Origin of the sequence: Oceanimonas sp. AH20CE76, assembly GCF_039654065.1 — a bacterium.
In the GTDB taxonomy this organism is placed as follows: Bacteria; Pseudomonadota; Gammaproteobacteria; order Enterobacterales; family Aeromonadaceae; genus Oceanimonas; species Oceanimonas smirnovii.
Genome location: NZ_CP155481.1, coordinates 673,711 through 691,208, shown reverse-complemented (window position 1 = coordinate 691,208; position 17,498 = coordinate 673,711). Strand labels below are relative to the sequence as shown.

Annotated in this window: 18 protein-coding genes; 5 read left to right on the top strand and 13 right to left on the bottom strand. The window is 56.9% G+C overall.

Annotated elements, in window-relative coordinates:
• Positions 1-6: 6 nt before the first annotated feature.
• From N2M06_RS03375 to N2M06_RS03365, 3 genes are read left to right on the top strand one after another with little or no spacing between them, the layout of a single operon-like run.
• Entirely contained in the window at positions 7-798 is a 792-nt protein-coding gene (locus N2M06_RS03375) for an enoyl-CoA hydratase-related protein (protein WP_317074472.1), read from the top strand.
• Complete coding sequence (locus tag N2M06_RS03370; RefSeq protein WP_346351590.1) at positions 792-2,759, top strand: acetyl/propionyl/methylcrotonyl-CoA carboxylase subunit alpha; 1,968 nt, start codon at positions 792-794, stop codon at positions 2,757-2,759. The genes N2M06_RS03375 and N2M06_RS03370 overlap by 7 nt, the downstream gene beginning before the upstream one ends.
• A complete protein-coding gene (locus tag N2M06_RS03365; protein ID WP_346351589.1) occupies positions 2,752-3,654 on the top strand; it encodes a hydroxymethylglutaryl-CoA lyase in 903 nt (300 codons plus the stop codon). The genes N2M06_RS03370 and N2M06_RS03365 overlap by 8 nt, the downstream gene beginning before the upstream one ends.
• A 62-nt stretch (positions 3,655-3,716) precedes the next feature.
• Here the strand turns inward: N2M06_RS03365 and N2M06_RS03360 are convergent.
• The 6 genes from N2M06_RS03360 to N2M06_RS03335 all read right to left on the bottom strand — a co-directional run bounded on the left by N2M06_RS03360 (position 3,717) and on the right by N2M06_RS03335 (position 8,985).
• Positions 3,717-4,894 (bottom strand): IS3 family transposase gene (locus N2M06_RS03360; protein WP_346351588.1). Its coding sequence is split into 2 segments (ribosomal slippage): positions 3,717-4,603 and positions 4,603-4,894, totalling 1,179 coding nucleotides; the frame shifts between segments, so codons are not numbered across the junction.
• 181 nt (positions 4,895-5,075) lie between these two features.
• Positions 5,076-6,014 carry a malate dehydrogenase gene (gene mdh, locus N2M06_RS03355; protein WP_019933161.1) on the bottom strand — a complete coding sequence of 313 codons (939 nt, stop codon included), beginning with the start codon at positions 6,012-6,014 and terminating at the stop codon, positions 5,076-5,078.
• Between the two features lie 160 nt (positions 6,015-6,174).
• Positions 6,175-6,852, bottom strand: coding sequence for an arginine ABC transporter permease ArtM (gene artM, locus N2M06_RS03350; RefSeq protein WP_019933159.1), 678 nt, complete (start codon positions 6,850-6,852; stop codon positions 6,175-6,177).
• Entirely contained in the window at positions 6,845-7,492 is a 648-nt protein-coding gene (gene artQ, locus N2M06_RS03345; protein ID WP_346351587.1) for an arginine ABC transporter permease ArtQ, read from the bottom strand. The genes artM and artQ overlap by 8 nt, the downstream gene beginning before the upstream one ends.
• 1 nt (position 7,493) lies before the next feature.
• On the bottom strand, positions 7,494-8,234 hold the full coding sequence (locus N2M06_RS03340; RefSeq protein ID WP_019933157.1) for a transporter substrate-binding domain-containing protein: 741 nt from the start codon (positions 8,232-8,234) through the stop codon (positions 7,494-7,496).
• A 13-nt stretch (positions 8,235-8,247) separates the two neighbouring features.
• Entirely contained in the window at positions 8,248-8,985 is a 738-nt protein-coding gene (locus tag N2M06_RS03335) for an ATP-binding cassette domain-containing protein (protein ID WP_346351586.1), read from the bottom strand.
• Between the two features lie 133 nt (positions 8,986-9,118).
• Here N2M06_RS03335 and argR point away from each other — a divergent pair, with 133 nt between their 5' ends.
• The gene (argR, locus tag N2M06_RS03330) at positions 9,119-9,619 is read left to right on the top strand and encodes a transcriptional regulator ArgR (RefSeq protein ID WP_019933155.1); all 501 of its coding nucleotides are present in this window, start codon (positions 9,119-9,121) and stop codon (positions 9,617-9,619) included.
• A 160-nt stretch (positions 9,620-9,779) separates the two neighbouring features.
• On the opposite strand, the gene N2M06_RS03325 is transcribed toward argR, so the two are convergent.
• The 6 genes from N2M06_RS03325 to N2M06_RS03300 all read right to left on the bottom strand — a co-directional run bounded on the left by N2M06_RS03325 (position 9,780) and on the right by N2M06_RS03300 (position 16,279).
• Positions 9,780-10,682 carry a Dyp-type peroxidase gene (locus tag N2M06_RS03325; protein ID WP_346351585.1) on the bottom strand — a complete coding sequence of 301 codons (903 nt, stop codon included), beginning with the start codon at positions 10,680-10,682 and terminating at the stop codon, positions 9,780-9,782.
• A gap of 92 nt (positions 10,683-10,774) precedes the next feature.
• Positions 10,775-11,839 carry an ABC transporter ATP-binding protein gene (locus N2M06_RS03320; RefSeq protein ID WP_317074463.1) on the bottom strand — a complete coding sequence of 355 codons (1,065 nt, stop codon included), beginning with the start codon at positions 11,837-11,839 and terminating at the stop codon, positions 10,775-10,777.
• Positions 11,839-13,461, bottom strand: a complete 1,623-nt coding sequence (locus N2M06_RS03315) for an iron ABC transporter permease (protein WP_317074462.1) — start codon at positions 13,459-13,461, stop codon at positions 11,839-11,841. The genes N2M06_RS03320 and N2M06_RS03315 overlap by 1 nt, the downstream gene beginning before the upstream one ends.
• 36 nt (positions 13,462-13,497) lie before the next feature.
• Positions 13,498-14,511: a Fe(3+) ABC transporter substrate-binding protein gene (locus tag N2M06_RS03310; RefSeq protein ID WP_019933151.1), complete on the bottom strand. Its 1,014-nt coding sequence runs from the start codon at positions 14,509-14,511 to the stop codon at positions 13,498-13,500.
• Between the two features lie 191 nt (positions 14,512-14,702).
• A complete protein-coding gene (locus N2M06_RS03305; protein ID WP_019933150.1) occupies positions 14,703-15,929 on the bottom strand; it encodes an ammonium transporter in 1,227 nt (408 codons plus the stop codon).
• 11 nt (positions 15,930-15,940) lie between these two features.
• A complete protein-coding gene (locus N2M06_RS03300; RefSeq protein ID WP_019933149.1) occupies positions 15,941-16,279 on the bottom strand; it encodes a P-II family nitrogen regulator in 339 nt (112 codons plus the stop codon).
• A 178-nt stretch (positions 16,280-16,457) separates the two neighbouring features.
• Between N2M06_RS03300 and arfB the strand changes: the two genes are divergently transcribed.
• A complete protein-coding gene (gene arfB / locus N2M06_RS03295) occupies positions 16,458-16,874 on the top strand; it encodes an alternative ribosome rescue aminoacyl-tRNA hydrolase ArfB (protein WP_019933148.1) in 417 nt (138 codons plus the stop codon).
• An 89-nt stretch (positions 16,875-16,963) separates the two neighbouring features.
• Here the strand turns inward: arfB and N2M06_RS03290 are convergent, their stop codons facing one another.
• The gene (locus tag N2M06_RS03290) at positions 16,964-17,323 is read right to left on the bottom strand and encodes a YacL family protein (RefSeq protein ID WP_346351584.1); all 360 of its coding nucleotides are present in this window, start codon (positions 17,321-17,323) and stop codon (positions 16,964-16,966) included.
• Between the last annotated feature and the right edge of the window lie 175 nt (positions 17,324-17,498).

The following is a 17,498-nucleotide window of genomic DNA, read 5'->3' as shown; positions in this document are numbered from 1 at the left end:
GGCGTCATGTCCGAACCCGTGTTGCTGCAAGCCGCCGGACAGGGCGTTTGGCAGCTGGTGCTGAATAACCCCGAACGCTGCAATGTGCTGAACGACGCCACCATTGACGCCTTTCATGACCGCCTGAGCGAAGCCGAGGCCAAGCCAGCGCTGCGCCTGCTGGTGCTGAAAGCCGAGGGCAGGCACTTTTGCGCCGGGGCGGATCTGGGCTGGATGCAGCGGGCCGCCGCGTTACACTCACCACAAAACCGTGCCGATGCCGCCCGGCTCGCCGAGCTACTGTGGCGGCTGGATCGCTTTGCCCAACCCACTCTGGCACTGGTGCAGGGCGCGGCCTACGGCGGTGCCCTGGGGCTGGTGTGCGCCTGCGATATGGTAATGGCCGCCGATGACGCCCGCTTCAGCCTGAGCGAAACCCGGCTCGGGCTGATCCCCGCCACCATCTCCCCCTATGTACTGCGGGTGCTCGGTGCCCGTCAGGCACGGCGCTATATGCTGAGTGCCGAGGTGATTGACGCGGCCACCGCCGAACGGCTGGGGTTGGTGCATGAAGTGACCACACAGCCTTTGCAGCAGGCCGCCGCCCCCGTCATTGAAGCGCTGCTGCGGGGCGGCCCGCAGGCACAAATCGCCACCAAAGATCTGATCCGGGACTATGCCGGCCAACCGGTAAGCCGGGCTTTGGTCACTGACAGCGCTGCGCGCCTGGCCTCCCTGCGCGTGACCGATGAGGCTAAAGAAGGGCTGGCCGCCTTTCTGGAAAAACGCAAGCCAAGCTGGGAGGACGACGTATGCTGACCAGACTGCTGGTGGCCAACCGGGGCGAAATTGCCTGCCGGGTGCTGCGTACCGCGCGCCGGCTGGGGCTGCACACCATAGCCGTGTATTCCGATGCCGACCGCCATGCCCTGCATGTGGCCATGGCCGACGAGGCCTGGTGCATAGGCCCGGCACCGGCGGTAAAAAGTTACCTTAATCAGGCGGCGCTGCTGGAAATCGCCAGCGCCTGCGGGGCCGATGCCGTGCACCCGGGTTATGGTTTTCTGTCGGAAAACGCCGGTTTTGCCCAGGCCTGTGCCGACACCGGCCTGATATTTGTGGGTCCGTCTCCATCCGCCATTGCCGCCATGGGCGACAAGGCCGCCGCCAAGGCGCTGATGGCCACGGCCGGCGTGCCTCTGGTGCCCGGCTATCATGGCGATGAGCAAAGTAATGAACGGCTGAAAGCCGAGGCCGATGCCTGCGGCTACCCGCTGCTGCTGAAGGCGGTGGCCGGCGGCGGTGGCAAGGGCATGCGCATTGTGCACAACCCCGCCGGGTTCGAGGAAGCGCTGGCCGCCGCCCGGCGCGAGGCCAGGGCCGCCTTTGGCAACGACGCCATGCTGCTGGAGCGCTACCTGCCCGAGGCCCGCCATGTGGAGGTGCAGGTATTTTGCGATACCCACGGCAACGGTATTTACCTTTCGGAGCGGGACTGCTCGGTACAGCGCCGCCATCAGAAAATTCTGGAAGAAGCCCCCGCTCCCGGCCTGAGCCAGGCCACCCGCACCGCCATGGGCGAAGCCGCGGTACGTGCCGCCAAGGCCATCGGCTATCGCGGGGCCGGCACCGTGGAGTTTCTCTATACCGAGGACGGCCACTTTTACTTTATGGAAATGAACACCCGGCTGCAGGTGGAGCACCCGGTAACGGAACTGATTACCGGGCTGGATTTGGTGGAATGGCAGCTGCGAGTAGCCTCGGGGGAACCCCTGCCGCTCACTCAGGACCAAATCACGCTGCGCGGCCATGCGGTGGAAGCCCGCATCTACGCCGAAGACGCCGAGCACGGTTTTCTGCCCGCCGCCGGCACCCTGCATGTGCTGCGCGAGCCCGCCACCTCAAGCCGGATACGCCTAGACACCGGCGTGCGTGAGGGTGATGAAGTAGGCATTTATTATGATCCGCTGATCGCCAAGCTGATCGTCCACGATCAAAGCCGGGAAGCCGCATTAAACCGGCTGGCACAGGCACTGGCGCAATATCGTATTGGCGGGGTGAAAACCAATATCGGCTTTTTGCATCGTCTGTGCCGACATTCCGCTTTTATTAACGAAGCGCTGCATACCCGCTTTATTGAACAACACGAGCACAGCCTGTTTAGCGCCCCGGCTCTTGCCAACGGTGAGGTACTGGCATTGGGGGCGCTGGCACATGTGCTTGGCCTGCCAAAAAACAGCTCCTCGCCCTTTGCCGCCGCCACCGGCTGGCGGTTGAACCAGCCTGCGGCTTACTCACTGCGGCTGGACTATGGCGGCGAGTGTTATGCAATCACACTGACCGCCACCGAAGCCGGCTGGCGGGCAGGAGTAAATGAGCAAACCTTTGATCTGCAGGGCGAGCTGGCTGGTGAGCAGCTGAGAGCCATGGTGAATGATCGCCGGATCAGCCTGCATATAGCCAGTATCGATGCTCACCTCTGGCTGTTTTATCAGGGGCAACGCTTTGATTTACGCAAAGTAGCCGACGAAGCCGGAGCCACTCAGCACAGCGCCGGCGGCAGCCTGACCGCGCCCATGCCCGGGCTGGTGGCTGAGCTGAAGGTAGCCGAAGGCGACCGGGTCGCCGAGGGGCAGACCCTGCTGGTGCTGGAAGCCATGAAAATGGAGCATCCCATTCGTGCGCCCATGGCGGGCACAGTGGCGGCCATTCACTTTCGCGCCGGCGAGCAGGTGAGCGAAGGAGACGAGCTGTTACGGCTGGAGCCTGACAATGGATAAGGTCAAACTGGTGGAAATGGGCCCCCGGGACGGCCTGCAGAACGAGCCGGCGCAAGTGCCCACTGCGGTAAAAATCGAGCTGGTGCAGCGGCTGGCGAACTGCGGCCTCACCCATATTGAAGCCGCCAGCTTTGTCTCCCCCAAATGGGTGCCGCAAATGGCCGATGGCAGAGAGGTGTTAACCGGCCTTAGCCGCAAGCAAGGCGTGGTCTATTCGGCGCTGACGCCCAACCTGAAAGGTCTTGAAGCGGCCCTGGCCGCCGGTGCCGATGAAGTGGCGGTGTTTACCGCCGCGTCCGAACGCTTCTGCCAGAAAAATATCAACTGCTCGGTGGCGGAGAGTCTGGCGCGTTTTGAGCCGGTACTGCAGCTGGCCCGTGAGCGCGGCGTGCGGGTGCGGGGCTATGTTTCCACTGTGCTGGGCTGCCCTTACGAAGGCGACATTGCCCCCGCCGCCGTGGCCAGGGTGGCTGGTGAGCTGTACCGTTTGGGCTGCGATGAAATCTCTCTCGGCGATACCATAGGTACCGGCACCCCGAACAAGGCCATTGCGATGCTGTCGGCGGTACGTCAGGAAGTGCCTCTGCTGCGGCTGGCAGCTCACTTTCACGATACCTACGGCCAGGCGCTGGCCAACTTGTATGCCGTGCTGGAGCAGGGCCTGCGCATTATCGACAGCTCGGTGGCGGGTCTGGGCGGTTGCCCCTATGCAAAAGGTGCCAGCGGCAACGTGGCCAGCGAAGATGTGGTTTATCTGCTCCACGGCCAGGGCCTGGACACGGGAGTGGATCTCGATCGGCTAGTGCACACCGGCCGCTGGATCAGCCGGCAGCTAGGCCGGGAAAACGGCTCCAAGGTGGGCAGGGCCTGGGATAACCACAGCTATAAGCCATAAGCTGTCAGCTGTCAGCTGTAAGTGGTGTAGCTGGACTGGCCCCGATAAAGTAGACACTTAAGTTAAGCGGCCGCTGCGTAGGCATTGGGAGTTATTCCTCCCAGCGCCATGTGGCGCCGCACTTTCGGGTAATACTCATCCGTATAGTACCGTACTTCATCTGCCATTTCGTCTCTTCCGAGCATTCCCAGAGGGCGAGTCCACTCCTTCTTGAGCAGCGCGAAGAAGCTTTCCGAACAGGCGTTGTCCCAGCAGTTACCTCGGCGTGACATGCTGATGGTAATTCCCCGTTTATTGAGCCAACGCATCACCTCTTCGCTCCGATACTGGCTGCCTTGGTCTGAGTGAAACAGCAGCTGTTTCCCATCTGGCTGCTGTTGTTGCCACGCCTGCTCAAGGGCCTCCAGCACCAGCTGAGCGCTATTGATCGCACCCATGGCTCGGCCCACCACGCGGCGTGTGCCCAGGTCCAGGACTGCAGCAATGTAGAGCCAGCCTTCACTGCACCGGATTTGGGTGATATCTGATACCCAAACTCGGTTCGCTGACCCCACCGAGAACTGGCGATTCAGCAGATTCGGCAACACAGGCAAGGATGATGCTGGCTTTTGATATCCTGCTTTAGGAGCCGTGCATGAACGATAACCAGCGTCTCGTAGCAACCGCTGCACCTGATTTTTACCACAACAGAATCCGGCATCCCGCGCGTCCAGCCATAGCTTCCGATATCCCGGCACATTCTTCAGTTGCCTGGCTCGCTCGAGCAGGAAGGTTTTCAGAGTTTGTCGCTTGATGGCACGCTCTCCCGGAGTATGCTGACGTGCTCGCCAACGATAATATCCCGCTCGTGACACATTGAGTACTTCACACATTATCGAGACCCGCCAGCGTTGACTTCGTTGGGCCTCGATAAAGGCAAACCTTACTTGCTGTGCTTGGCGAAGTACTCTTGCGCCTTTTTTAGGATTTCGTTCTCCAGCTCTTTTCGTTCAAGCAGCTTCTTCAGTCGAGCATTTTCACGCTCCAGATCCTGCAAGCTTTTTTCTGGTCCGGTGTTTTCAACTGCTTTATCAGATGCTTTTTTGGCCATGATCCACTCTCTACGCCAGCGCTGTAATTGGGATGGATGAACACCAAGTTTGTCAGCAAACTGAGCTTGTGTCTCGGTGGTAGACAGCGAGGCCTCGACGGCCTCACGTTTGAATGTGTCGCTAAAGCGACGGCGGGGTTTGTATTTCATAACACCTTCTCATTAAATGAAGGTGTCTACTTTTCTCGGGCCAGTCCAAGCCTGGTTGATACTGAGCCATGCTTGTAGAAAAGCGGGAGGTTGTCCCCCCCCATTCCCTAATCCCCAGTCCCCACTCCCAAAACAAAAAAAGGGAGCCGAAGCTCCCTTTTTAGTGTTTAACCCGTAAACCTTACTGGTTAACGAACTCCACACCTTTCTCAATGTCGCCACGCAGGGTTTCCAGCATGCCGTCCATTGCAGACTTTTCAAACGCGCTGAGTTCGCCGTAAGGCAGAACTTTTTCTACGCCGTTCTTGCCGAGCAGTACTGGCTGGGCGAAGAACTGGGCGTGTTCGCTGCCGCCGTCTACATAGGTGCACTCAACCACGTTGGCTTCACCCTGCATGGCTTTCACCAGAGACAGCGCGAAACGGCAGGCTGCCTGACCCATGGACAGAGTAGCGGAGCCGCCACCGGCCTTGGCTTCAACCACTTCGGTACCGGCGTTCTGAATGCGGTAGGTCAGTTTCTCGATTTCTTCGTCGGAGAAGGAAGCGCCTTCCACCTGAGACAGCAGCGGCAGTATGGTCACGCCGCTGTGGCCACCGATTACGGGAACCTTGACGTCGGCCACATTCAGGCCCTTGGCTTCCGCCACAAAGGTCTCGGCACGGATCACGTCCAGAGTAGTGATACCGAACAGCTTGTTCTTGTCGTAGATGCCGGCTTTTTTCAGTACTTCGGCAGCGATGGGAACCGTGGTGTTCACCGGGTTGGTGATGATGCCGATGCAGGCTTTGGGGCAGGCAGCCGCGGCTTTTTCAATCAGGTTTTTCACAATGCCGGCGTTCACGTTGAACAGGTCGGCACGATCCATGCCCGGCTTACGGGCTACACCGGCAGAGATCAGCACAATGTCGGCACCGGTCAGGGCCGGAGTGGGATCTTCACCACCAAAACCAACCACGTTAACAGCGGTAGGAATGTGGCTCAGATCGGCGGCTACACCGGGAGTGACGGGAGCAATATCGTACAGGCTCAGTTCAGAGCCGGCAGGCAGGTTGTTCTTCAACAGCAGGGCGAGAGCCTGACCGATACCACCGGCAGCTCCTAGTACGGCAACTTTCATAACTGAACTCCGTTTATAATTGAATAGTTATACGTTTCCTGGGCTTTAGCAAAATAGCGAAACAGCCGTTCAAACACAATGCCCAGGCCAATCAAATGTTATGGTTCTGTGAGCCAACGCAGCACGCAACAGCAGCGCGGTTGTGCTACGCCGACACGCGTTACCCCTGCTGCTGAAACGCCAGCGCGCGCTGTTCCAGCAGGCGGAACAACCAGGTCAGCAGGCTGTTCATCAGCAGATAGATGGCACCGGCCACGCCGAACACCGCCAGGGTGTCGTAGGTCTGACCGTTGATGCGCTGGGCCAGACCCATTATGTCCATAATGGAGATGGTACTGGCCAGCGAGCTGCCCTTCAGTACCAGCACCACTTCATTGGAATAGGCCGGGATCACCCGGCGCATGGCATGGCGCAGCTTGACGCTTAAGGTCTGCCATTCATTCATGCCCAGCGCCCGGCAGGCCAGGGTTTCCCCTTTCGGCACCGCATCCAGCGCGCCTTTGAACAGCCGGCAGGTATAGGCGCCGGCATTCATGCCCAGGGCCAGAATGGCGCAGAACATGGGCTCACGCAAATAGGTCCAGGCCCAGCTTTGCTTGATCCAATCAAACTGGGCCGGTCCGTAATAGATCAGAAAAATCTGCACCAGCAGCGGTGTGCCGGTGATCAGCAGCAAGTAGCCTTCTGCCAGCCAGTGGGCAAGCGGCACCCGCTTGTCCAGCACCCAGGTCAGCACCAGGGCAATGACCAGCCCCAGCAATAAACCGGCACCGGTGATCAGCAGGGTGATCTGCAGACCTTCCAGCAGGGTCAGGCCGTAATCCAGTAATTTAGTCATAGCGGGTTACCCTCGCCTGCAGCCGTTTCAGCCCCTGCTGGCTGACCAAAGTAATGGCCAGATAAATCAGGGCCGCCAGCGCATACCAGGTAAAAGGCTCGTAGGTGCTGGCCGCCGCCGATTTGGCCTGATGCATGAGATCATGCACGCCAATCAGGGATACCAGCGCCGTGTCTTTCAGCAGCACCAGCCACTGGTTGCTGAGGCCGGGCAGTGCATGCCGCCAGGTTTGCGGCAGCACGATATAAAAAAAACTGTAAAGCGCGGGTAACCCCAGTGCCTGCGCCGCCTGACGCTGGCCCCGGGAAACCGCATTGAACGCCCCTCGCAGGGTTTGCGCGGCATAAGCCGCAAACAGCAACGACAGCGCGGTGACACCGCACCAGAAGGGGCTGAATTCAATATATTCACCGGTTAACAGGAACAATACCTGAGTCGAGCCGAAGTAAATAAAGAACACCACCAGAATTTCCGGCAGGCCTCTGAGCACGGTTGTCAGAGCAAAGGCCGGCAGCCGAAGCAGCCGCCAGCGACTTATCTCGGCACCGCACAGCAAAACGGCGAGCACCATGCCCACCGCCAGCGATACCAATGCCAGCCCGAGGGTCATCAGGCCGGCATTCAATAAATGATTCATCATCTTATTTGGGGAAGTACTTGCTGTAGAGGCGGTCGTAGGTGCCGTTTTCCTTCAGCTCGGCCAGGCCCTGGTTCAGCTTGTTCAGCAGTTCCTGATTGCCCTTGGTCACGGCAATACCAAAACCGGTGCCGAAGTAGTTGTCGTCGGTCACCGCCTCGCCCACCACTTCATAGCCGGTGTTTTTGCCCAGCCAGTCGCCTACCACGGCAGTATCGGCAAACACGGCTTCAATGCGGCCGTTGGTCATGTCCAGCAGACCGTCCTGCACACTCTGGTAAGGGCGCGGCTTCAGGCCTTCACCTTCCAGCTTGTCCTGAATGTATTTCTGGTGGGAAGTGCCGTTCTGCACCCCCACGGTCAGGCCTTTCAGCTCATCAATGCTGCTGAACTTGTCATTCGGGGCCACAAATACCGCGGAGTTTTCGTAATAAATATCACTGAAGTCTACCTGCTCGGCACGCTCGGGGGTGATGTCCATGGCGGCAATGGCAGCATGATAACGCTTGAACTTGAGGCTAGGGATCAGGCTGTCAAAGGCCTGATTGTGAAAGCTGCACTCCAGCTCCGCCACCTCACACAGGGCCTTGGCCAGCTCAATGTCAAAGCCCTGCATTTCGTTGTTGTCATCAACAAACTCAAAGGGAGGGTAAGCGGCGTTGGTCACAAACTTTACTTCATCGGCCAGAGCAGCAGTACTGCCAAAGGTGGCCAGCAGGGCAACAGACAACAGGGTCTTTTTCATGAGTATGTCCTTATTAATGAGTCAGAAATTCCGCCAGACGCTGGGTCTGAGGATGGTCAAGCAAGCCGGCATCGCCGTATTCCACCAGCTTACCCTGCTCGAGATAGGCCACCCTGGTGGCTACCCGGCGGGCAAAATTCACTTCGTGGGTCACTATAACCTGAGTAATGCCGGTTTTACCCAGCTGTAAAATGATCTCGGCCACTTCTTTGGTAATTTCCGGATCCAGCGCAGCCGTAGGCTCGTCAAACAACAAGACACCGGGGTTCATCATCAGCGCCCGGGCAATGGCCACCCGTTGCTGCTGCCCGCCGGAAAGCGCACCGGGCCAGGCATGGCGCTTGTCGGCCAGCTTTAACTGCGTCAGCAGTTGCACCGCTTTTTGCTGAGCCTCTGCCTTGCTCATGCCCAATACCTTGCAGGGCGCTTCCAGCAGGTTTTGCTCTACCGTGAGGTGTGGCCAGAGGTGATATTGCTGAAACACCATGCCCACCTTGCTTCGCAGCAGCTGCGCCCGCTTTGACAGCCTGCCATTGTTATCGGCAGGAAAGCTGAACTGCTCGCCGGCAATCGCCAAAGTGCCGGAGTCCGGAATATCCAGCAGGTTCATCAGCCGAAGCAAAGAGCTTTTTCCTGCTCCACTAGGGCCAAGCAGCACTAATGTCTCTCCAGCATCGCATTGCAGCGAAACCTGGCTTAAAATTTCCTGACCAGACCAGGACTTGTTTATGCCGCTGAATTCTATGCCCATGCGCTATATTCACTTCATTCGTCAGAGTCTTTGGCTGATTTTATTTTGCAATATTGTTAATGCAAGCTAATTTTGCATCTTTATGCAAGATAAATGACTATTCCTTGATAAAACCCTATAACGGATAGACAATATGCCCCATTCACTCACGCTTGGTCGACTGCAAAAAATGAACGAAAAACAGGAACAGCTGGTCAAGGCGTTCAAGGCGCTGCTGAAAGAGGAGCGTTTCGGCTCTCAGGCGGAAATCGTTAATGCCCTGCAGGAGCTGGGGTTTGAAAACATTAACCAGTCCAAGGTGTCGCGCATGCTGAGCAAGTTCGGCGCTGTGCGCACCCGCAATGCCAAGATGGAAATGGTCTATTGCCTGCCGGTGGAGCTGGGCGTGCCTACTTCCAGCAGCCAGCTGAAGAACCTGGTGCTGGACGTGGGCCATAACAGTGCGCTGATCGTGATCCACACCAGCCCGGGCGCAGCCCAGCTGATTGCCCGCATGCTCGACTCTCTGGGCCGGGCCGAAGGCATTCTCGGCACCATTGCCGGCGATGACACCATCTTCATCACGCCCACCATGGAAACCCCCATCGAAGAGCTGCACCAGAGTGTGCTGGAGCTGTTCGAGCAATACGTCTGACGCCTGCGGCGAGCTGGAAGCTGGAAGCCAGAAAGAATAAGCGGTTGCTTTTGTATAGCGCCGTTTTTATTCATCTCAAGCCACACCATAAGTTCTGGTTACTGACTTAATTGCCAGACGGGTTGCTTCCAGCTTCGGGCTGACAGCTTTCAGCTGCAGTTCAGTCCCCTGCCCGTTCCAGCCAGTCTTCCGACGGCGCGAAAAACGCCGCGCCGGTTTTGGCCTCAGTAAACAACGTTAAATGATCAAAATGGCCGTTGTTGTCTTTGCGGTACATGCTTTCCAGCATGGCGGTAAAGTGGCGCGGCGTATTGCAACAGGAAATAAATACCAGCCCCTGCTCGGTGGCGCTGCCCCAGGGCATGCTCTGGCGCAGAATTTCCATGCTGCGGCCCGTTTCGTCTTTCAGACTGGTGCGCCTGGTATGGGCGGTGGGTGCCTTGTCGGAGGAAGCAAATTCAATATTGTCGGCCTTGGTGCGGCCATAAATGGCTTCCTGCGACGACAGGCTCAGCTTTTGCCAGCGGTTCATACGGTGATGAAAACGCTGCACATGCACATAGCTGCCGCCGGCAAAGGGGCCATCAGCCAGCAGTGCCACGCTGGCTCTGTCTTCGCCTTGCGGGTTTTCGGTGCCGTCCACAAAGCCGGTCATATCGCGACAGTCGAGATAACGGAAGCCCTGGCGCTCGTCCTGCACGTTCACCAGCCCGGCCAGCAGCGCCATTACCCGCTGAACGCCGATATAGGCCACATCCAGCCGGTCGGCTCGCAATTGTACAAAGAGATCGGCCGGAGTTTCCGGTGCAGCGTCTCCCTGCGCGGGAAAGGCGGTCAGTTCGGGCGGGCGGGCATCAGGATAGAGGTTATCCCAGACCCGATTACCAATGGCTACCAGGCCGGAAAAAGCGGCGTCGGCATAGCTGCTTTCCAGCTCACGCCACAAGGCGGGCAGCCGGGCCAGCGCGGCTGTTACGGCAGCGTGACTGCCCGGCACTATATTCAGGAACAGGTAATGGGCATGCAGATTGGGTTCGGCACAAATGCCGGCTTGTGCTTTCATGATGGCTTATCCGTTACTTCGAAAGAGCCTAATATAACAACAAAAACAGGGATTAGGGACTGGGTTACAGTCCCTAATCCCCATTCCCGCAGTTAAGCGACTGCCTGCCGGCGCTGGGCTTGTTCAGAAAAAAAGGTCAGAGCATGTGGGGTTACACTTACCTGTACCCGGCTGACAGCAGGCAGCGGCTCGTTAATACTTACTTCAAGGGTCAGCCCATGGCATTCCACCAGGCAGCGGGTATGGGCACCAAGAAACTGCTGCTCCAGCACGCGGCCATTGCCCTGTTCATGCTCGGTCAGTTGTATCTGGCGCGGACGCAGCAGCAAACGGCCTTCACTGCCTGGCTCGGCATCAAGCTCCACCTGGCTTTCAATGGGACCGATGGGAGTAACCAGGGTATGGCGGTTATGCACCGTGGCCGGAACATAGTTACTCTGGCCGAGAAAGTCGGCCACAAAGGGCGTTTGCGGATGCTGATACAGGGTTTGCGGCCGGCCCACCTGCTCAATTTGCCCTTCCCGGAACAGCGCCAGCTTGTCGGAGAAAGCAAAGGCTTCTTCCTTGCTGTGAGTCACAAAGATGGCACTGATGCCCTGCTCTTTCAGCAGGGTGCGTATTTCTCCAATCAGACGCATACGCACCTGAGTGTCGATATTGGAAAATGGCTCATCCAGCAGCATCAGCTGGGGCTGGCAGATTAATGCCCGGGCAATGGCCACCCGCTGCTGCTGACCGCCGGAAAGCTGATGCGGATAACGATCACCAAGTCCGGCCAGATTAACCAGCGCCAGCACTTCCTTGACCCGGCGCTGAATGAGCGCCTTGTTGCTTTCTTTGCTTTGCAGACCAAAAGCAACGTTTTGCGCCACATCAAGATGAGGAAACAGCGCATAATCCTGAAAAATCATGCCGATATTGCGCTGCTCCGGCACCGTCGCCTGACCGCCGCCATTGACCTGCTGATCATTAATGGTAATTTCACCCTGGGTGACCGGCAGCAAGCCGGCTACGGCTTTCAATAGTGTGGTCTTGCCGCAGCCGCTGGCACCCAGCAGACACATGATCTCATTACGTTCCACATTAAGCGACAGGCCATCAAGCACCGGCTTGCCGTTATAACTGCAACAAATGTCGTGAATAGTCAGTGCCGCCATCAGTGATGTTGCTCCAGTGAACGGTTGAGAAAAATCAGCGGTATCAGGCCTACCAGCACAATCACGATAGCGGGCAGCGCCCCCAGCTCCAGCTGCTCGTCGGACACAAACTGATAGACATAAGTGGCCAGTGTCTGAAAGTTAAAGGGGCGCAGCAGCAGGGCTGCCGGCAGCTCTTTCATGCATTCAATAAAGACCAGCAGGGCGCCGGCCAGCATGCCCTTGCGGATCAGTGGCAGATGCACACGCTTGATCATGGCTGCCGGGCCGTAGCCCATGGTCTGGGTTACCATGTCCAGAGACGGAGACACCTTGTTCAGGCTGCTTTCTACCGCACCGATGGCCATGGCGCCGAAACGCACCAGATAACCAAAGGCGATGGCCGTCATGGTGCCGGTGAGCAACAGGCCCGGCTCAGGCAGATTAAACCACAGCGCCATATCGTTAATGGCAAAGTCCAGCATGGTCAGTGGTACCAGCACACCAATGGCCAGCACTGTGCCCGGCAGCGCGTAGCCCATGGACGCCAGCCGCATGGGCAGCACAGTGTAGCGTTTACCTTTTAAACGGTGAGTCATGCCCAGCAGCAGCGCTACCATCAGCGCCAGCACAGCCACCACCACAGACAGCACCAGACTGTTCAGGCTGTATTCAAAGAAACGGCTGTTCCAAGCCTGATCAAAATAACGCACGGCGTGATAACACAAAATACCAAAGGGCAGTAAAAAGCCCAGCCCCACCAGGCTCCAGCAAAACGCCAGCGCTGCCCACTTGCGACCTCCGGCAAGCCGGTAGCCGCTGTCCTGCTCGTGGCCCATGCTTTTCTGAAATACCTGCTGACGCTTGCGGCTCATGCGCTCCATGCTCAGCAACAGCACCACCACCAGCAGCATAATGGCGGAGATCTTGGCTGCCGCCTGCAGACTGCCGTAGCCCAGCCAGGTGTCGTATACCGCTGTGGTCAGAGTATTGACCGCAAAGAAATTCACGGTACCGAATTCAGCCAGGGTTTCCATTGCCACCAGCGACAACCCTACCGCCAGCGCAGGGCGAGCCAGCGGCAGACTGACCCGCCGAAAACTTTGCCAGGGCGTGCACCCCAGCAGCCGGCTGGACTGAATAAGACTGGTAGACTGCTCCAGAAAGGCGGTGCGCCCCAGCAGATAAACATAAGGATAAAGCACCAGCCCCATCACCAGGGCAGCGCCCCCCAGGGTGCGAATGGGAGGAAAGAAATAGTCAGTGGCCGACTGCCAGCCAAACCAGGTTCGAAGGACCTGCTGTACCGGCCCTGAATAATCGAGCAAATCGGTGTAAACAAAGGCGACAATGTAGGAAGGCATGGCCAGAGGCAATATCAGTGCCCATTGCAGTATGCGCTTGCCGGGCAGCTCGCACATGGCCATCAGCCAGGCCGCAGGCAGACCAAATAACAGACTGAGCCCCATGACCAGCAGCACCAGCCAGAAAGTATTGCCAATATAAGCAGGAAGCACAGAAGCCCACAGATGACGGAAGATGTCTTCTGCGGGCAACAGGGCTTCAATAACCAATGCCAGAACCGGCAAGGTCAGTATCAGGGCAATGACCCAGCTACTGACCGTCCAACCATGTCTTTTCATTTACTACTCAAAGCGGGGGAATCTACCCCCGTCTTTTTACAGATCGTATTTCACTTCGTCTACCAGCTTGATCGCGTCTTTGGCATGTTTGGCCACATCGGCCAGCGGCAGAGTATCGGATTTGAAGTCACCCCAGCCTTTTACCAGCTCGGACGGTTCCACACCCGGCTTAACCGGATACTCATGGTTGGCAGAAGCATACAGGTGCTGGGCTTCATCACCGGCCAGGAATTCCATCAATTTAAGAGCGGCGTCCTTGTTCTTGGCATGCTTGGCCATGGCTACCGCAGAGATGTTCACATGCGTGCCGCGACCATCCTGATTGGGGAAGTTGATATAAACCGACTCGGCCGCCTCACGCTGATCGTCGTTGGTCAGCATAACGCCATAGTAATAGCTGTTGCCCAGGGCATAATCGCACACGCCATCATGAATGGCCTTGATCTGATCGCGGTCACCACCCTGAGGCTTGCGTGCCAGGTTGTCTTTCAGGCCCTGCAGCCAGTTTTTGGTGTATTCGGTACCGTGCTCGGCAATCATGGAGGCAGTCAGCGCCACATTGTAGGGATGCTTGCCGCTGCGGGTACAGATTTTCCCTTTATACTTGGGATCCGCCAGCTCTTCGTAGGTGATGTCATCACGCTTGCCTACCCGGTCAACCGAACTGTAAATGGCGCGGGCACGCGTAGTAAGGGCATACCAGCTGCCACCGGCATCACGATACTGGGCCGGAATACTCTCTTCCAGCACATCGCTTTGTACCGGCTGTGTAAGATCGGCATTCACTACTTCCATCAGGCGGCTGACATCCACCGTCAGTACCAGATCCGCCGGAGACAGTCGTCCTTCCCGCTCCAGTCGCTCACCCAGGCCGTCTTTCATAAACACCACATTCACATCAATACCGGTTTCCTCGGTAAAGGTATCCAGAATGGGCTTGATCAGGAATTCCTGACGGTTGGAGTAAACGTTCACTTCTTCAGCAAAGGCCTGAGCAGTAAAGCTGGATGCCAGTAAAGCGGCGGCAGAGAGAACAAACTTTTTGGTCATACACAGTTCCATTTGGTTGACTGAGAATAATTAACGTTTAGAAGTATACAGAGAGCATAACGGGAATCAACTACCAAAGCGTATTGAAATAAGAAAAATTTTCATCTGCAATACGATCTTTTGCAGCGGATCAAAAAAGAGGAGCCGAAGCTCCTCAAAAACAAGACAAACTGCCTCGTGACGTAAAGGCATTAACGGGGCTTGAGCGTCACAAACTCAGGATAGGCATCAATGCCACAGTCAATTTGATCCATGCCCGACAGCTCTTCTTCCTCTCCAACACGAATGCCCATGGTGCGCTTGAGCCCGAACCAGACCAGCAAACTCATTACAAAAGACCAGCCGCCAATCACCAGTATGCCTGCCAGCTGAACAAGGAAACTGGCCTCACCATTGGCCACCGGCACCAGCATCAGGCCCAGCATACCGCATACACCATGAACAGATATGGCACCCACGGGGTCGTCAATACGCAACCGGTCCAGCCCGACAATGGCATACACCACCAGCACGCCGGCCAGCAAACCGATGCAGGCTGCCCACAAGTGTCCGGGCGATAAGGGATCGGCGGTAATTGCAACCAGGCCCGCCAGGGCACCGTTGAGGATCATGGTAAGATCGGCCTTGCCCCAGGTCAGCTTGGTGACCAGCAGCGCACCAATGGCACCGGTAGCGGCAGCGGCGTTGGTGTTCACAAAGATTTTGGCTACGGCGGTGGCGTTCTCGACATCAGACACCAGCAGCTGAGATCCACCGTTAAAACCAAACCAGCCCATCCATAAGATAAAAGTCCCTAGGGTCGCCAGCGGCATGTTGGAGCCGGGAATGGGGTGCACTTCGCCATGCTTGCCATATTTGCCTTTACGCGCACCCAGCAGCAGCACACCTGCCAGAGCTGCCGCCGCACCGGCCAGGTGCACAATACCGCTGCCGGCGAAGTCAGTGAACCCCCACTCTGAAAGAAAACCGCCGCCCCAGGTCCAGTAGCCTTCTACCGGATAGATAAAGCCGGTCATAACGACGCTGAAGGCAAGAAAGGCCCATAATTTCATGCGCTCGGCCACGGCACCGGAAACAATGGACATGGCGGTTGCGACAAATACCACCTGAAAGAAAAAATCAGACTCAAGGGCATGATCCGCGCCTTCAGCCACATTGCCAATCAGGCCGCCTAAGCTTGGCATGACACCGCCTTCAGCGTTATTGACATACATGATGTAATAGCCCACCAGCAGATACATGGTGCAGGCAATGGCAAACAGCAGTATGTTTTTGGTCAGTATTTCGGTGGTGTTTTTGGCCCGTACCAGACCGGCTTCCAGCATGGCAAACCCCGCTGCCATCCACATCACCAGCACACCCGACATCAGAAAGTAAAAAGTATCGAGGGCAAACTTCACTTCGGTTAATGCATCCATGACAAATCCCCTTAAATGGCATCCATGTCCCGCTCGCCGGTGCGAATACGTACCGTTTGCAGCAGGTCATACACAAAAATTTTGCCGTCGCCGATTTTGCCGGTGCCGGCAGCTTCCAGAATGGTTTCAATCACCCGCTCAACCTCTTCACTGTGAGTGGCAATTTCCAGCTTGATCTTGGGCAAAAAATCCACCTGATACTCGGCACCACGATACAGCTCGGTATGGCCCTTCTGACGGCCGAAACCTTTCACTTCCGTTACCGTCATGCCGTCTATGCCCATGGCGGCCAGAGCGGCACGCACATCGTCAAGCTTGAAGGGTTTGATAATGGCGCAAATCATTTTCATCCTGTGTTCCTCGCGCTGTTAAAAGAGTCAGGATGATACTTACAAGCTTTATGCCAGTTTTTTATTTATTTAAATTCAAACACTTACAATAATCAGCATGGATGTTCGCAAAGGCACAATGTTATGCTGGTGCAATAGCAAAGCAATCAGCACCAAAACGGTGCAGAGGAAAGAGAGAATGCTGGAGATATCAGCCCGGGTAAGCATCCCGGATAATGAACTGGAGTTTATTACCATGCGGGCCGGTGGCCCCGGCGGCCAGCACGTTAACAAGACCGACTCTGCAGTGCAGCTGCGCTTTGATTACGCCAACAGCCCCAGCCTGCCCGGCATCTATAAAGAAGCCCTGTCCAGAATGAAGGATCACCGGATATTGCCAAGCGGCCTGATACTGATCAGAGTGGAAAGCGAGCGCAGTCAGCTGATGAATAAGGAAGCCGCCAAAGAAGCGCTGGTGGCCCTGTTACAGAAAGCCGGCAGACCGGTAAAAGTACGCCGCCCCACCAAACCCAGCAAGGCCGCCAAAGCCAGACGTACCGACAGCAAAACCCACAGGGGCAAGATCAAAAGCACTCGGGGGAAGGTCAAGCTGTGACTGGGGATTAGGGACTGGGGAATGGAGATTAGTCAAAAATAAGGACTTTCCAGTCCCTATTCCCTGCTCCCTAATCCCTGATTACCGGCCTACCGGCCGGTCAGAAATTCCCGCCATTGGGTTAGCAGGCGGGCGAGATCGTCCAGGCCGCAGCCGGCGTAGTGGGCGTCATCGTAATAGCTCATGCCCTCTTCCAGCGCCTCGCTGTCAAAAGCCAGACCGTGGCCGGCCAGCTCAGCTTCGCCGTCACTCAGTGCCAGCGTGAATTCGGCATATACCTTACGAAACTCCTCCTGGGGCTGAGCGTCGAGTCGAGTGATGGTATTCAGCAACCATCCTGCTTCAGCCGCTGTTACCTCGTCGGTCAGCCATTGCCCAAAGGCCTCGTGGCCCATCTCGCACCGGGCACGGCAGCGGCCGTCCAGATCACGTAAAAATTCAAATTCCATGGTGCAGCTTTCCGGCACAAAAGAGCGCTATTTTAACGAGGTGGTTCATTCGCTCACAAGTAGCATTCGAGTAAAAAAGCAAAGTGACGAATTTTGTCCCGGTAAACCAACTTTTCGGTCAGGTGATGATAAAGCGAACAAAAAATGCATACATTTTATGCTCGTTTTGCATCCG

Coding starts and splice junctions, on each gene's coding strand:
- N2M06_RS03320 (WP_317074463.1), bottom strand. CDS start 11,839: ATGGCGGCACTGACTATTCACGACATTTGTTGCAGTTATAACGGCAAG.
- artM (WP_019933159.1), bottom strand. CDS start 6,852: ATGACTAAATTACTGGATTACGGCCTGACCCTGCTGGAAGGTCTGCAG.
- N2M06_RS03365 (WP_346351589.1), top strand. CDS start 2,752: ATGGATAAGGTCAAACTGGTGGAAATGGGCCCCCGGGACGGCCTGCAG.
- N2M06_RS03335 (WP_346351586.1), bottom strand. CDS start 8,985: ATGGGCATAGAATTCAGCGGCATAAACAAGTCCTGGTCTGGTCAGGAA.
- arfB (WP_019933148.1), top strand. CDS start 16,458: ATGCTGGAGATATCAGCCCGGGTAAGCATCCCGGATAATGAACTGGAG.
- argR (WP_019933155.1), top strand. CDS start 9,119: ATGCCCCATTCACTCACGCTTGGTCGACTGCAAAAAATGAACGAAAAA.
- mdh (WP_019933161.1), bottom strand. CDS start 6,014: ATGAAAGTTGCCGTACTAGGAGCTGCCGGTGGTATCGGTCAGGCTCTC.
- N2M06_RS03315 (WP_317074462.1), bottom strand. CDS start 13,461: ATGAAAAGACATGGTTGGACGGTCAGTAGCTGGGTCATTGCCCTGATA.
- N2M06_RS03310 (WP_019933151.1), bottom strand. CDS start 14,511: ATGACCAAAAAGTTTGTTCTCTCTGCCGCCGCTTTACTGGCATCCAGC.
- N2M06_RS03375 (WP_317074472.1), top strand. CDS start 7: ATGTCCGAACCCGTGTTGCTGCAAGCCGCCGGACAGGGCGTTTGGCAG.
- N2M06_RS03305 (WP_019933150.1), bottom strand. CDS start 15,929: ATGGATGCATTAACCGAAGTGAAGTTTGCCCTCGATACTTTTTACTTT.
- artQ (WP_346351587.1), bottom strand. CDS start 7,492: ATGATGAATCATTTATTGAATGCCGGCCTGATGACCCTCGGGCTGGCA.
- N2M06_RS03290 (WP_346351584.1), bottom strand. CDS start 17,323: ATGGAATTTGAATTTTTACGTGATCTGGACGGCCGCTGCCGTGCCCGG.
- N2M06_RS03325 (WP_346351585.1), bottom strand. CDS start 10,682: ATGAAAGCACAAGCCGGCATTTGTGCCGAACCCAATCTGCATGCCCAT.
- N2M06_RS03340 (WP_019933157.1), bottom strand. CDS start 8,234: ATGAAAAAGACCCTGTTGTCTGTTGCCCTGCTGGCCACCTTTGGCAGT.
- N2M06_RS03370 (WP_346351590.1), top strand. CDS start 792: ATGCTGACCAGACTGCTGGTGGCCAACCGGGGCGAAATTGCCTGCCGG.
- N2M06_RS03300 (WP_019933149.1), bottom strand. CDS start 16,279: ATGAAAATGATTTGCGCCATTATCAAACCCTTCAAGCTTGACGATGTG.